General features: G+C 67.5%; 9 protein-coding genes. 2 read left to right on the top strand and 7 right to left on the bottom strand.

What is annotated here, in order from left to right; all coding sequences use genetic code 11:
• Window positions 1–240: 240 nt before the first annotated feature.
• Entirely contained in the window at window positions 241–2,928 is a 2,688-nt protein-coding gene (locus AC07PT_RS15375; protein WP_494657182.1) for a diguanylate cyclase domain-containing protein, read from the bottom strand.
• A gap of 475 nt (window positions 2,929–3,403) precedes the next feature.
• Here AC07PT_RS15375 and AC07PT_RS15370 point away from each other — a divergent pair, with 475 nt between their 5' ends.
• Both AC07PT_RS15370 and AC07PT_RS15365 read left to right on the top strand, forming a co-directional pair.
• Window positions 3,404–5,032: a methyl-accepting chemotaxis protein gene (locus tag AC07PT_RS15370; RefSeq protein WP_494657181.1), complete on the top strand. Its 1,629-nt coding sequence runs from the start codon at window positions 3,404–3,406 to the stop codon at window positions 5,030–5,032.
• A 90-nt stretch (window positions 5,033–5,122) separates the two neighbouring features.
• On the top strand, window positions 5,123–5,848 hold the full coding sequence (locus AC07PT_RS15365) for a pentapeptide repeat-containing protein (RefSeq protein WP_494657180.1): 726 nt from the start codon (window positions 5,123–5,125) through the stop codon (window positions 5,846–5,848).
• A 15-nt stretch (window positions 5,849–5,863) separates the two neighbouring features.
• Here AC07PT_RS15365 and AC07PT_RS15360 read toward each other — a convergent pair whose 3' ends face one another.
• The 6 genes from AC07PT_RS15360 to AC07PT_RS15335 are packed head-to-tail and all read right to left on the bottom strand — an operon-like array spanning window position 5,864 to window position 14,140.
• On the bottom strand, window positions 5,864–7,090 hold the full coding sequence (locus tag AC07PT_RS15360) for a CaiB/BaiF CoA transferase family protein (RefSeq protein WP_494657179.1): 1,227 nt from the start codon (window positions 7,088–7,090) through the stop codon (window positions 5,864–5,866).
• A gap of 15 nt (window positions 7,091–7,105) precedes the next feature.
• Window positions 7,106–8,140: a tripartite tricarboxylate transporter substrate binding protein gene (locus AC07PT_RS15355; protein WP_494657178.1), complete on the bottom strand. Its 1,035-nt coding sequence runs from the start codon at window positions 8,138–8,140 to the stop codon at window positions 7,106–7,108.
• 42 nt (window positions 8,141–8,182) lie between these two features.
• Window positions 8,183–10,030: an acyclic terpene utilization AtuA family protein gene (locus AC07PT_RS15350; RefSeq protein ID WP_494657177.1), complete on the bottom strand. Its 1,848-nt coding sequence runs from the start codon at window positions 10,028–10,030 to the stop codon at window positions 8,183–8,185.
• Window positions 10,027–12,075: an acetyl/propionyl/methylcrotonyl-CoA carboxylase subunit alpha gene (locus tag AC07PT_RS15345; RefSeq protein ID WP_494657176.1), complete on the bottom strand. Its 2,049-nt coding sequence runs from the start codon at window positions 12,073–12,075 to the stop codon at window positions 10,027–10,029. Before AC07PT_RS15345 ends, AC07PT_RS15350 begins: the two co-directional genes overlap by 4 nt.
• On the bottom strand, window positions 12,072–12,977 hold the full coding sequence (locus tag AC07PT_RS15340; RefSeq protein WP_494657175.1) for an enoyl-CoA hydratase/isomerase family protein: 906 nt from the start codon (window positions 12,975–12,977) through the stop codon (window positions 12,072–12,074). The genes AC07PT_RS15345 and AC07PT_RS15340 overlap by 4 nt, the downstream gene beginning before the upstream one ends.
• The gene (locus AC07PT_RS15335) at window positions 12,974–14,140 is read right to left on the bottom strand and encodes an acyl-CoA dehydrogenase family protein (RefSeq protein ID WP_494657174.1); all 1,167 of its coding nucleotides are present in this window, start codon (window positions 14,138–14,140) and stop codon (window positions 12,974–12,976) included. Before AC07PT_RS15335 ends, AC07PT_RS15340 begins: the two co-directional genes overlap by 4 nt.
• Window positions 14,141–14,159 lie beyond the last annotated feature (19 nt).

Below are 14,159 nucleotides of genomic sequence, written 5' to 3'. Positions count from 1 at the left end.
AAGCCTGTCGATGTGCGACACGGCATCGGTGCTCATTTATTGTTTTTCTGGCCGTCCCTCAAGGGTCGGTGCACTGCGATGAACAGTCTTCAGCCTGATGTTTTGATGGTGGCCGTTCGCGCGGGTCGATAGTCCACGCTGGGCCAAGCTTTCATGGCTTGTGGCGCTCAGGATACCGTTCATCTCTCAATTCTGTCCAGCGGGAACGGCGGGCAAGACAGGCGATGCGCAGGGGGCGCCTCAATTGGTGCAAAGGATGGCCTGAGGCGCTGGCGCCATGGGGTCGCTCGTTGGCGTTTCGGGCAGGGCTGCCACGCAGATCCGACCTCGGCCCTGGGCCTTGGCTTCGTACATGGCCTGGTCGGCCTGGCGCAGCAGCATGTCTGCCGTGTTGCCGTGGTCTGGAAAGAAGGACACGCCGATGCTGGCGCCCACGCATACCTCGGTGCCGTTGCCCAGTGCGATGGGCTGGCGCACGCAGGCCAGGATGCGATTCAGGACCTGCTCGTGATCGCGCCTGGTGCCCAGAGGGTTCAGGATCAGCACGAACTCGTCGCCTCCGGTGCGGCTCACCGTGTCTGCAGGCCTGAGCTCACGCTCCAGCCTGCGACCTATTTCTTGCAGCAGCAGATCGCCCGCCTCGTGACCGTTCTGGTCATTGACGGCCTTGAAGCCATCGAGGTCCATGAAGCACACACCAATCACCAGCCCGTTTCTGCGTGCGTTGGCAATCGCCGTCTCCAGCCGATCAGTCATCATCCTTCGGTTGGGCAATCCGGTCAGCCCATCGTGGTAGGCCAGTGCCTCGATCTTCTCGAACAACTGGTGGGCCTGCGTGACGTCTTCGATCAACCAGAGCGACTCGCCTTCCTTGCCCGCCAGATGGCTGCCGAAAGCCTTGATCCAGAGGATGTTGCCGTTCTTGTGACGCATCTGGATTTCCGTGCGATAGCGTCCCCGGTCCGACAGCGCCGAGTAGGCCTGCTCACCAACCCGGACGTAGCTGGCCTCATCCGCGTACAGGGCGCGAATCGGTTGCCCCACCAGCTCGCTTTGCTCAAAGTCGAAGATCCGGGTCACCCCGCGATTCATCCACACCACCTTGCGGTCCACCAGCTTCAAGATGCCGATCAGGTCGTTGTCCAGCATGGCCTGTTGCTCATTGACCAGGCCATCGAGTCGTTGCTGCATGTGGTGCAGGCTGGTGACGTCGTACATGACCGTGCGTATCTGCCGGTGCGTGCCTGAGGCCTGGGGGATGGCGGTTGCACTGAGGCTGACCCGGCGCCTGGGCGTGTCCACTGTGGCCAGCAGGTCCACCTCCATGTCCTGGGCCAGGCCCTCTGTCCGGACCTTGTCCAGCAGCCTGGCAAAAACCTGTCGATCGTCTCCCGCCAGGAAGTCGGCCAGCGACCTGAACCCGATCAGGTCGTCACTGGGGTGTTGCAGCCAGCGCAGGCCCGTGGCATTGATCTGCAGGAAAGTACCTTGATCGTCCATGACGTGGTAGGCACAGGGTGCGTTGTCCCAGAGGTCTTGTGCGCGGTCATTGGAGGCCTTGAGCCGTGCCTCCAGTTCGTTTCGGTGGGTCATGTCCCGAGCCGAGCAGAACACCAGCGCCTGGCCATCGAGGGTCACCTTGGCCGCATAGATTTCGACACAGACTTGCCGCCCATCAGCTCTTCGAAACTGGGCTTCGCGGCGCAGATGGGGCCGCCGATCCAGCATCCGGCCCCACACCTGGACGTGTCGCGGGCTGAAGCCTGGCAGCCACAAGGACATGGGGCGACCGATCAACTGAGCGCGCCGATAGCCCAGCAGCGTCAGAAAGGTGTCCCCCACTTCGATCAGTGTGCCCCTGGCATCCAGCACATGGGTGCCGTCGCTGGCCATCCTCAGCAGCGCCTGTAGGCGCTGGCCCTGTCGAGCCAGGGTTTGGGCATGGGTCGACTCGCGGTCCCAGGCCTGGTAGATCAGCCATGTGTACCAGGCGATGACACTCAGTGCCAGCAGGGCCAGCGCCATCACCTGCAGCGCCTGAAGGCGCCAGAGGTGCAGATAGCCTGCGGTGGCCACACCCGCGATCACCGTCACGGCCTGGTCGGGCACGCTCAGGTAGACATAGTTGCGTTCCACGGAGTCGACGTCGCCGCGAGCCGTGAATTCGCCCGTGTCGGTCTGGCGGGCCAGAGCATGCAGAAAGTCGTCGGACAGTCTTGATTCACCGAAGGGGTCTTGTGCCTCGCCACCCGGCCCGAAGCGCTTGCTGGCAAGCAGGCGCATCGAGGGGGTATGGCGCAGGCTGATGGCGCCCTGTGGCCCCATGGCGACCGTGTCCATCAAGGATTGAAAATGCGCTGCGGGCAGCAAGCCAAGGACCGCCCCATCGTTGTCCCCGGCCGGGCTCAGCCCTTGGCGACCCAACACAAGCACCCACCGCCCATCAGGCTGGGCCAGTTGAACCAAGGCCAGGACCGACAGCCTGGTTGTACTGGCGGCCTGCAAGGCCCCGATGATTTCTTGTTCCAGAGCGGGCAATCCTGCGATCGGTTCTCGGCTGTTCCATCGGATTCGTCGGCCCGCCGGGTCGAGCCTTCCCACGGCCATCAGGCCCTGGGCCAGCAGGGTCTGTCCGCTGGCTTGTTCAAACGACCCGGTCGCGAGCCGAGCGTGCCGACGCCATTCGGCATCGGTCAGCAGGCTGTCCAGATGCAGCAGATCAAGCTCGATCACTTTTTGCAGGCTCTGCGCCGTCACCCGTGCGGTCTCGAAGGCCTGGGCCTTCAGGCTGGCCTGGCTGGCGTAAAGCCAGAACGTGGCGAGGGCCGCCAGACAGACACCCACGATGCCAGTTCCGGCCCATGCACGGCGGATCAACTGAGTGCGCAGCCGCGGGCTCAGGGTGTCGTGCAGGGCTTGTCTCAGCATGTCAGGCCGGTGTCAAAGTGGTTTTGCCAAATGTATCAAATAAATCTTTTTTTAATGCCATATCCCGCATTTAAACGGGGTCATTGTGTCGCTGACGAACGTCCAGGTCCGAGCCCTGACGCTCTGAGAGGGGCCTGCAAGGGAGAGAAGGCGCGCTGGTTCAAGGGGCTGGGGCGGTGCAACTGCGTGCGCACCGGCACTTGCCGGTGATGGACGTTCTAAGGGCCAAACGTCTTGGATTCTCGGCAGGGCAAGGTCTGTGGGCCGGCCTTGAGCTTGGTATCGATTGGGTGGGTGGCGCATGGCGCGTCATCCCTGCCGTGGTCGCGATGCGAACTTTTAGCAGAAATCACCATGAATTGATAGTGACCCGCATTTTCATCTGAGTAATCATTGTTAATTGCTTGAATTGGTATTTGACTGGACAATTTGATCAATTCGATGTTCTTTCAACGATTCAGTACCGAGGTGCCCGATGACCCTACAACGTCTCTCCGTGCGGACCCAGTTGTGCGCTGCCTTTGGCAGCTTGGCTGTCCTGGTCATGCTGGCTGCGGGCATTGCCGTGAATGCGCTCCAGGAGGCCAACGGGGCCTTTGAGTCCTTTGTGCAGGGCATCAATGCCCGCGCGATCCTGGTGGCCCGCATCCGCTCAGAAGTGGATGCGCGGGCAATTGCTGCCCGCAATCTGGTCCTGGTCACCCAAGCCAGCGACCTCGAGCTTGAGAAGGCGGCCGTCCATCGTGCCCATCAGCAAGTCCAGACGGATCTGGCGGCCTTGAAAGAGATGGTGGCGGGCCGTGACGTGCCTTCCAACGTCACGGCGTTGGTCGCAGACATCGAGCAGGTTGAGCAGGTCTACGGGCCGGTGGCCCTGGCCATCGTGCAACTGGGCCTGCAAAACAGACGTGAAGAGGCCATTGCCAAAATGAACGATGAGTGCCGGCCCTTGCTGGCCAGGCTGATTGACAAGACCAATGCCTATGCCGAAGTCACCGCCCACCGGTCGGCCGCTCTGATCGATGCGGCTGAAGCGCATTACGTGACACAGCGCAACTGGCTCATGGCGGCCTGCCTGTTGGCGTTTGCCATGGCCATTCTGGCGGGTGGGTGGATTGTTCGCAGCTTGGGCCGAGCCCTGGGCGCAGAGCCCGGCTTGTTGGGGGAGGCTGCTCAACGGGTTGCCAACGGCGATCTGAGCCCGGTCGAGGGCGTGGCTTCGGCGCCTTCGGGCAGTGTCCTGGATTCGCTCGGCCTGATGCAGCAGAGCCTGGTCCGGATCGTCAGCCAGGTGCGCGGTGCCTCCGATTCCATTGCCACCGGCTCGGCGCAGGTGTCGATGGGCAGCATCGATCTGAGCCAGCGCACCGAAGAACAGGCCACCGCCTTGCAGGAGACCGCTGCCACCATGGACCAGTTCAGCATCACGGTGCGTCACACGGCCGACCATTCGCACACAGCGCATCAATTGGCCCACACCGCCTCTGAGGTGGCCAGCCGGGGCGGCTTGGTGGTGACCCAGGTGGTGGACACCATGAAGGGCATCAACCACAGCTCCAAGAAGATCGGCGACATCATTGGCGTGATCGACGGCATCGCCTTTCAGACCAATATCTTGGCGCTGAACGCCGCTGTGGAGGCCGCGCGGGCCGGCGAGCAGGGCCGCGGCTTTGCCGTGGTGGCCAGCGAGGTGCGCCAACTGGCCGGTCGCAGCGCCGAGGCGGCCAAGGAAATCAAGGCCTTGATCGGGGCCAGTGTGGCGCAAGTGGAGCAGGGGTCCCATCTGGTCGACCAGGCGGGCCTGACCATGGGGGAGGTGGTTGAGGCCATCTCGCGGGTCAGCAGCATTGTGGGCGACATCAGCACCGCCAGCGCTGAACAAAGCGCGGGTGTGGCCCAGATTGGCCAGGCCATCTCCCAGCTGGATCAGACCACCCAGCAGAACGCCGCCTTGGTGGAGGAAAGCGCAGCCGCAGCCCAAAGCCTGGAGCACCAGGCACAGCAGTTGGTGGCGGCCGTGTCCATCTTCAAACTGAGCCACGAAGCGGTTCGCCAGACCGTTGCCTCAACCCGGAGGCCCGTCCCACAACTGCTGGCAGCCTGAACACGGCAGGCCCAACACGCCTGCCGCAGGGCCGGTCTTCTTGTGGCAAGCTGTGGCCCTTTTTGCTTCTGTGCGCCACCGTCACCTGCCATGCACCAGCCCGAGTTGTTTGCCTCTGAACCCCTCCCTGCGTCACACACCACCTTTTGTGATCTGCGCTTGGGCCGCGATGAGGTCCAGGCCCTTTTGCGGGCTGCGAATGGGGCCGCTTTGCGCTTTGAGCGCTGCGATTTTGATCAGCAGGATCTGGCTCAGCTCGCGCTCGGGCAGGCCGCTTTCATCGACTGTCAATTGGCCGAGACCGACTTCACCCGGGCTCAATTGCAGGGCAGCCAATGGTCGGGGTGCCGCGCCAGGCAGGCCGACTTCGGGCTGGCCGACCTGAGCGATGCCCGCTTTGTGGGCTGCGACCTCAATAACACCGAGTGGGGTCGGGCCAAGCTGGCCTCGGCCAGCTTTGCCAGTGTCAAGCTCACGGGGGCGCGCTTTGCCGACAACAGCTCGCTGGGCCTGGGCTTTCGCGACACCCTGTTGGTGGCCGCGACCCTGCGGGGTTTCTCGTTTCGCAAGCAGCGCCTGGAGCAGATCGACTTCTCCGAGGCCGATCTGTCGGGCAGCGACTTCCGCGACGCGGTGTTCGAGGGCGGCAGCCTGCGCGATGCCCACCTCAAACAGGCCCGCTTTGAAGGGGCTGATCTGCGCGAGGTGGACCTGGGCGGCCTGCAACCGGGCAACCTGGCCCTGTTCAAGGGCGCCACGATCTCGGTGCGCCAGGCGGTGGCCCTGGTGGCGGCGCTGGGTTTGCAGGTGGCTTGAGGGCGGGGCCGTCCGTTAAATCACCCCCCGCGAACGCAGCTGCGCCACCTCCTGGGCGGACAGGCCCAGCTCGCCTTGCAGCACCTGCTCTGTGTGCTGCCCCAAGCCAGGCGAGGGCGCGTGGTGCACCGGCGTGTTTGAAAATCGCAGCGGGCTGCGGATCACGGGGTAGCCTGCGCCGGGTGCGTCGCCCTCATCACCCAGTTGCTGCACCAACTCGCGGTGTTGTACCTGCGGGTCGGCAAACACCTCGTCGATGCGGTTGATGGGGCCGCTGGGCACCCCGCTGCGCGCCATCAGATCGCTGAGTTCGCCCCGGGTGTAGCGGGCGATGGCGGGGGCCAGTTGTTGGCGCAGGGCCTCGCGGTGTTCGATGCGCTCGGTGTTGCTGGCAAAGTGCGGGTCGGCGGCCAACTCGGGCCGGCCCAGCGCTTCGGTCAGGGCCTTGAATTGCAGGTTGTTGCCGGCCGCCACGATCAGCTCGCCATCGGCGCAGGCAAAGACCTCGGAGGGCGCGGCGATGGGGTTCGTATTGCCGGCGCGGTGCGGCACCCGGGCGCCCATCAGGTAGCCTTGAGCCAGGTGGCCGTTGAGCGCCACCGAGGCGTCCAGCAAGGCCATGTCCAGGGTCTGGCCCTGGCCCGTCAATTGGCGGTGGTACAGCGCGCTGACGATGCCCACGGTGGCGTACAGGCCCGTCACCGCATCGGTGATCGGGATGGCGGTGCGCATGGGGGGGCCGTCGCCCTCGCCGCAGGTGCTCATCAGCCCGGCCAGACCCTGGGTGATGAAGTCGTAGGCCGGCCGGGTGGCATAGGGCCCGGTCTGCCCAAAGCCGGTGATCGAGCAATAGATCAGCCCGGGCTGCTGCGCCCGCAGCGTGGCTGCGTCCAGCCCGTAGCGGGCCAGCGCGCCCACCTTGTAGTTTTCAATCACCACATCACAGCGCAGCGCCAGGGCCTGGGCCAGCGCGGCGCCCTGGGGGGAGGCCAGGTCCAGGGTGACCGATTGCTTGCCCCGGTTGTAGGCGTGGTAGGCGGCTGATTCGGTGCGCGCCGGGCCGCCCTCGGGCGGGGTCAGCGTCACAAATGGGCCCATGCGGCGGGTGTCGTCGCCTTCACCGGGCTTCTCGATCTTGTAGACCGTGGCGCCCAGGTCGGCGAGCATCTGGGTGGCCATGGGGCCGGCCACCACGCGGGTCAGGTCCAGCACCTTGATCTGCTGCAGGATGGAGGGGGTCATCGTGGTTCCCGGGGATCAGTCGAGGTGGATATGGGCTTGCTGCACCACCTGGGCCCAGCGTGCTGCCTCGCTGCGGATGAAGGCGTCGAACTGCGCCGGGGTGCCTCCCACCGGGTCGATGCCGTAGTCGATCAGCTTTTGCCGCATCTCGGGCGCATCCAGCACCTTCTGGGTTTCGGCCGCCAGGCGCTGCAACACCGGCTTGGGCGTTTTGGCCGGCGCCAGCAGGCCGATCCAGCTGCCCGTGGTAAGGCTGGGGTAGCCCAGCTCGGCCAGGGTGGGTACCTCGGGGGCGCCGGGCCAGCGCTGCGCGCTGGTCATGGCCAGGGCATTGAGCTTGCCGGCCTTCACGTGGGGCCCCATGGTCTGCACCGAGTCGAAAATCATCGACACCTGGCCCGAGAACAGATCGGGCAGCGCCGGTGCAATGCCCTTGTAGGGCACGTGGGTCATGGGCAGGCCCACGGTCTGGGCAAACAGCTCGCCCACCAGATGCGCGCCTGAGCCGGTGCCGCTGGAGGCAAAGGTCAGCGCTCCCGGGTGGGCCTGGCCCCAGGCCACCAGGTCCTTGAGCTGGCTGGCGGGCACCTTGGCGCTGGACACCAGCAGCAAGGGGATGTGGCCGAACAGACTCACCCCTGTCAGCTCGCTCAGCGGGGCGTAGCTCATGCGGGTGTACAGGCTGGGGTTGATGGCGTGCGCCGCCACCACCACCAGCAAGGTGTAGCCGTCGGGTGCGGCTCGGGCCACCGCGGCCGAACCGATCTGCCCGTTGGCGCCGGCCTGGTTGTCCACCACGATGGGGTTGTTCAGCCGCTCGGCCAGCTTTTGCATCACCGTGCGGGTGACCGCGTCCGACACGCCGCCGGGCGGGTAGGGCACCACCACGCGGATCGGCTTGCTGGGGTAGCTTTCCTGGGCCCGGGCGGGCAGCGGGAGGCCCACGGCCTGCAGGGTGGTCAGCAGGGCCAGGGCCCCGCCCAGGGCCAGGCGGCGGCCGCGGCCGGATGGGGTGTGTCGGCCTTGCGGGGCCTGGTGGGTCAAGGTCATGCGGGTCTCCGGGGTGTTCATGGGGCTGGGCCGGGGGGCGGCTCAATCGAGCCAGGCGGCTGGCACTTGCAGGGGGCAGTCCAGCAGCATCTGGGCAAATGATTTGCCCAGCGGGTCAGAGCGCAGGCTGCACACCCCGCCGCCGCCCAGGGCCTGGTGCAGCACAAAATTGAAAGCCTGCAGGCCGGGCACTTCATGGCGCTCCACGGGGCCCTGCACCAGGTGGGCCAGCCAGTGCCGCACCACCTCGGCCGTCAACTGGGCCCGCAGCAGGGGCAGGTAGCGCGCCTGGCGGGCGATCACGCCAATGTTCTCGTCGTCGCCCTTGTCGCCACTGCGGGCCCAGGCCAGGCGCAGCAGCGGCACGCTCACCAACGGGCCCGGAGGCCCATCGTCGTTCAACGGATCGCCCACCGGGTCATCCGGGCGCTGTGCGGCGTCCAGGGGCGCGGCAGGCTGCGCCGCTGCCACCGGCCCGGGCGGCACGGGCCAGGTCTGATCACCCAGGCGCAGTTGCAGCGCCACCTCGGTCTTGGGCACCAGAAAGGACAGCACCTGGATCACCGGCTGGATTTCGGCCCGGCCCGAGAAAGACGAGCGTGTGCCCGGCCCCATCGAGGTACCGGCCGAGGCGCACTCGCGCTGCAGATACACCAATCCCCGGGCCTCGGCATGGCGGGCCGCCAGTCGCAGCACCACCTCGCGGGTGGGCAGCATCTGGCGTTGCGGGCCGTACAGGGCTTCGCAGCCCAGCAGTTCGACGGCCGTCTCGCTGTAGTCGTCCAGGCCGGCCTGGGCCAGTTGCCGCCGGGTGCGCAGCAGCAAGGCCTCGGCGGTCTTGCGGGCCTTGGCTGGCGCCTCGATGCCCCGGATGGCCATCAGCACCTGGATCTGGTAGCCCTGCTGCCAGGTGCCGTTGGCCTTGTAGGTGTCGGTCGGTGGGCGCCCGCGCGCACCGCTCACGGCCACCCGGTCGGCCGACAGGGCCCGTACCTGCACCTGGCGAAAGTCGCAACTCACGTCGGGCATCAGGTAGTGGGCCGGGTCGCCCACTTCGTACAGCACCTGTTCGGCCACGGCGCCGGGGTGGATCAGCCCGCCGGTGCCCGCTGGCTTGCCGAGTTCGAACGACCCGTCTTCGGCCACGTCGATCACCGGGTAACCGATGCCGGCCCAGTCGGGCACCTGCTGCCAATCGGTGAACAGGCCCCCGGTGGCCTGGGCGCCGCATTCGATCACGTGGCCGGCCAGGGTGGCGGCGGCCAACCGGTCCCAGTCGTCCCAGCACCAGCCAAACTCATGAGCCAGCACGCCCAGCACCACCGCGCTGTCCACGCAGCGCCCGGTCACCACGATGTCGGCGCCCTGGTCCAGGGCCAGTGCGATGCCCTGAGCACCTACATAGGCGTTGGCCGAGATCAGTGCCTTGGGCAGGGGCTGCCCTTGCAGGTCGTGCCAGGCCGGGGCGCTGCCTTGGTCGGTGGCTGCCCGGTGCAACGCCGGCATCAGGTCGTCGCCCAGCAGCACGGCGATGCGGGGCCGCAGCCCTTGCTGTGCCGCGATCCGGGCCAGTTCGTCGGCGCAACCCTGGGGGTTCAGGCCGCCGGCGTTGGCCACCACGCGCACGCCCTGGGCCAGCAGCTGTGCCAGGTGCGGGGCCATCGCGTCGTGCACAAAATCAGTGGCATAGCCCAACTCGGGGCGCTTGCGGCGGGCCCGGGCCAGAATCGCCATCGTGGTCTCGGCCAGGTAGTCATACACCAGGTACTGCAGGCCGGGTACGGCCAGCAACTGCGGTGTGGCCAGGGCCGAATCGCCCCAGAAGCCGCTGGCGCCGCCAATGCGCACCCGGCGCGATGACCGAGGGTGGGGCCGTGTGGGTTCGCTCATGCTGACGCCTCCTCGATGCGCATCAACAACGCGCCTTTGCGGGTCTGGGTCTGGGCTTGCACGGCCAGCTCGGCCACCACGCCATCGCAGGGTGCCAGCAGCACATGCTCCATCTTCATGGCCTCCAGGACCACCAGCTTCTGTCCGGCCTGCACCCGATCGCCGGCTTGCACGGCCACGGCCAGTACCCGGGCCCCCAGGGGGGCGTGCACCCGCCCGCTGGGGGTGGGGGCGGCGCGCTCACGGCGCTCGCTCACCTGTTCCAGGGCCCAGGCCCGGCCTTGGTGGAACACATGCCAGGTGCTGTCTTGGGGGGCCAGCCAGACGCGCTCCAGGCGGCCGTCCAGTTCGGCCTGCAGTCCCCTGCGGGTGGCGTCGGTCCAGGCAGCGCCGCGCAGGCGCCAGGGCCCCAGGGGGGCGAAGTCGCCGGGGGCGGAAGGCGAGAACAAGCGCTCGCCCTGCAGCTGCCAGTCGCCGCCCTGGGCCTGCAGTCGCCAGCGCCAGCGCTGGCTGCCTTGTTGCAAGGTGATCGTCTGGCCCAAGCCGGCTCCGGCCAGGGGCGGCGGGTTCAGCAACTGGCCTGGGCCGGGGCTGTGGCTCGGGTGCATCAGCGCTGCGAAGGCCGTCAGGGCCAGGGTGGCCCCGGGCAAGGCCGGCGGGCGCGGGGACAGGCCGAAGCGCTCGGCCACAAAGCCCGTGTGCACGGCGCTGCCGTCCGCAAACACGGGATCGGCCAGGCAGTCGGCCAGAAAGCCCTGGTTGCTGGGCACGCCCAGCAGTACGCAATGGCGCACGGCGTTGAGCAGCTTGCGCCGGGCCTCCTCGCGGGTGCGGCCGTGGGCGATCAGCTTGGCCACCATCGAGTCGTAATGGGGCGACACCAGCGCGCCCTCGGCCAGGGCATGGTCCACCCGAACCGGCCAATCGGTGGCCGGGTCGTGCCAGCGCAGCACCGGGCCGGTCTGGGGCAGAAAACCGGCGGGCACGTCTTCGGCGGTCAGCCGCACCTCGATGGCATGGCCGTGCCAGCGCAGGTCTTGCTGGCGCAGCTCCAGCGCCTCGCCGGCTGCGATGCGCAACTGCCATTCCACCAGGTCAAGGCCGGTCACCGCCTCGGTCACCGCATGCTCCACCTGCAGCCGGGTGTTCATCTCCATGAAGTAGAACTGCCCGTCCGCATCCAGCAAGAACTCCATGGTGCCGGCGCCCAGGTAGCCGATGGCCTGGGCACCGCGCACCGCCGCCTGGCCCATGCGCTCGCGCAGAGCGGCATCCACTGCGGGCGAGGGTGACTCTTCGATCAGCTTCTGATGGCGTCGTTGTACCGAGCAGTCGCGTTCGCCCAGGTGCAGCACCTGCCCATGGGCGTCGGCCAGCAGCTGGATCTCGATGTGACGCGGGCGGTGCAAGGCCCGCTCCAGGATCAGCTCGCCCGAGCCGAAGGCACTCAGGGCCTCGGAGCGGGCCGAGGCCAGGGCCGTGGGCAGCTCGTCAGCGCTGTGCACCAGGCGCATGCCCCGCCCGCCACCCCCGGCGCTGGCCTTGACCATCAAGGGGTAGCCCAACTGTGTGGCGGCGCGCAGCAGGGCGGCATCGCTCTGGTCCTCGCCCTGGTAGCCCGGGATGCAGGGCAGCTGAGCAGCCTCGGCCAGGCGCTTGGCCTGCGCCTTGTGGCCCATGGCCTGGATGGCCCGGGCCGGAGGGCCGACAAACACCAGGCCGGCCTGGGCCACGGCCTCGGCGAATTCGGCGTTCTCGGCCAGAAAGCCGTAGCCAGGGTGCACCGCGTCGGCACCGGTGACCCGGGCGGCCTGCAGCAAGGCCTCGATGTTCAGGTAGGAGTCTCGCGCCGGGGCGGGCCCGATGGCGATGGCCTGATCGGCCGCCAGCACATGCGGGCTGCCGGCGTCGGCCTCGGAGTACACCGCGACGGTGGCGTAGCCCAGGCGGCGTGCCGTGCGCAGAATGCGCAGGGCGATCTCGCCGCGGTTGGCCACCAGCACGGTGTGAAAGGGCCGCAGCAGCGGCGGGGTGAAGGGGGTCATGGGGCCTCCGGCAGGGTCAGGGCATGGACTTGTTCGGCACTGAAATGCACCTGCCAGGCAGGTGCGCGGCGCTCACGCAAGGCGGCCAGGCCCTCGCGGCCTTCGTGGGCCATGCAGGTGCTGAAGGTGAGCGCGGCCTGATCCAGCCAGGCCGGCACGTCGGCGGTCTGGCCGGGCAGCCTGCCCAGCAGGGGTTTGAGGCTGCGATTGGCGCCGGGCGCACAGCGGCCAATGAGCTGGAGCCAATGGGCCAGGCGCGCGCTGAGTGCGGCGGAGTCGGCGGCCAGCTCATCCACCAATTGCAGGCGCAGGGCCTGCTCGCCGGCCACGCGTTCGCCCGTCAAGCCCAGGCGGCGGGTCGCGGGGGCGCCGATGCGGGCCGCCACAAAAGGGGCGATCTGTGCCGGGATCAGGCCCAGGCCGGTCTCGCTCAGGGCAAAACGGGCGTCCGAACACGCCAGCACCAGGTCGGCGGCACAGGCCAGGCCCAGGCCGCCGCCCATGGCCGCCCCTTCGACCACGGCCAGCACGGGCACGGGCAGCGCGGCCAGGCGCTGCATGAAATGCCCGAACTCGCGGTTGCGGGCCGCCACCGGGTCGGCCCCACCGGGGGGCTGGGCCTGCTGCGTGTTCAGGCGTTGCTCAAAGCTGCCCACATGCCCGCCGGCACAGAAAAAGCCCTGGCTGCCGCGCAGCACCAGGGCGCGCAATTCGAGCTGTTCACCCGCCTGGCGCACCACCTGGTCCAGCGCCTGCACCATCGTGGGCGAGAGTGCGTTGCGGGTGCCAGGATCGTTGAGGGTGGCAAACAGCACGCCCTGGTGTTCGCGAACCCGCAAAGGGGTGTCGCTGGTTGCGGGTGTCGGGGTCAGCGGCAGGGTGCCGGGTTCGGGGGTGTTCATGACCGTGCCCCCATCAGGCCCATGTGGCGGGCGATCACCATCAGCATCACCTCGTCGGCGCCGCCTCCGATCGAGCCCAGCCGGTAGTCGCGGTAGGCGCGTGACACGGGGTTGTCCCAGGTGTAGCCCATGCCACCCTGGAACTGCATGCACCACTCGGCAATCTCGCGCGACAGGCGCCCCGCCTTGAGCTTGGCCATCGAGGCCAGCTCCACCACATCGCCCCCGTGGATGTAGGTGTGGGTGGCCATGTAGGTCAGGGCGCGCAGGGCCTCCAGCTCGGTCTTCAGCTCGGCCAGCTTGTACTGGATGAACTGGTTGTCCAGCAGCGGGCGGCCAAAAGCCTGGCGCTGACGCAGGTAGTCGGCCGTCTCCTGGATCAGCGTCATGGCGGCCAGGCGTCGTGCCGCACCGTCCAGGCGCTCTTCCTGGAACTGCTTCATCTGGTAGATGAAGCCCAGGCCTTCTTCACCGATGCGGTGGCGCACGGGCACCCGCACCTCGTCAAAGAAAATCTGCGCGGTGTCGGACGACCACATGCCGAACTTGCGGATCTTCTGCACGCTGACGCCGCGGGCCCGCTGGCCCTTGTCGTCTTTCAGCGGCACCACGATCAGCGATTTGTTTTTGTGCGAGGGCCCGTCCGAGGTGTTGCACAGCAGGCAGATCCAGTCGGCCTGGGTGCCATTGGTGATCCACATCTTGGCGCCGTTGATGACGTAGTCGTCACCGTCACGTCGGGCCCGGGTCTGCAGCGAGGCCACGTCCGAGCCCGCGCCTTGCTCCGAGACGCCGATGCAGGCCACCTGCTCGCCGGTGATGGCGGGGGCCAGGAACTCATGGCGCAGGGCATCCGAGCCAAAGCTGGCCAGCGCCGGTGTGGCCATGTTGGTCTGCACCCCCACCGCCATGCCCACGCCCTGGGCCCGCACATGGCCCATGGCCTCGGAGGCGGCCAGCGCGTAGCTGAAGTCAAGGTTCAGGCCGCCAAAGGCCTCGGGCTTGGTGATGCCCAGAAAGCCCAGCCGCCCCATCTTGGCGAACAGTTCGTGGGCCGGAAAAATCTCGGCCGCCTCCCACTCGTCCACGTGGGGGTCGATTTCGGCGCTGATGAAGCGCCGCAGGCTGTCCATCAGGTCCTGGTGTGCGGGGGTGTAGATCATGGGGTGTCTCCGTGTCGGG

This window comes from Curvibacter sp. GW821-FHT09D12 (assembly GCF_059416245.1).
Note: the sequence above shows the minus strand (reverse complement) of the source record. Positions and strands in the feature narration are given on the sequence as shown.

Excerpts from the sequence above, each read along its gene's own strand:
- AC07PT_RS15375 (WP_494657182.1), bottom strand. The coding sequence starts at position 2,928 with ATGCTGAGACAAGCCCTGCACGACACCCTGAGCCCGCGGCTGCGCACT.
- AC07PT_RS15370 (WP_494657181.1), top strand. The coding sequence starts at position 3,404 with ATGACCCTACAACGTCTCTCCGTGCGGACCCAGTTGTGCGCTGCCTTT.
- AC07PT_RS15365 (WP_494657180.1), top strand. The coding sequence starts at position 5,123 with ATGCACCAGCCCGAGTTGTTTGCCTCTGAACCCCTCCCTGCGTCACAC.
- AC07PT_RS15360 (WP_494657179.1), bottom strand. The coding sequence starts at position 7,090 with ATGACCCCCTCCATCCTGCAGCAGATCAAGGTGCTGGACCTGACCCGC.
- AC07PT_RS15355 (WP_494657178.1), bottom strand. The coding sequence starts at position 8,140 with ATGACCTTGACCCACCAGGCCCCGCAAGGCCGACACACCCCATCCGGC.
- AC07PT_RS15350 (WP_494657177.1), bottom strand. The coding sequence starts at position 10,030 with ATGAGCGAACCCACACGGCCCCACCCTCGGTCATCGCGCCGGGTGCGC.
- AC07PT_RS15345 (WP_494657176.1), bottom strand. The coding sequence starts at position 12,075 with ATGACCCCCTTCACCCCGCCGCTGCTGCGGCCCTTTCACACCGTGCTG.
- AC07PT_RS15340 (WP_494657175.1), bottom strand. The coding sequence starts at position 12,977 with ATGAACACCCCCGAACCCGGCACCCTGCCGCTGACCCCGACACCCGCA.
- AC07PT_RS15335 (WP_494657174.1), bottom strand. The coding sequence starts at position 14,140 with ATGATCTACACCCCCGCACACCAGGACCTGATGGACAGCCTGCGGCGC.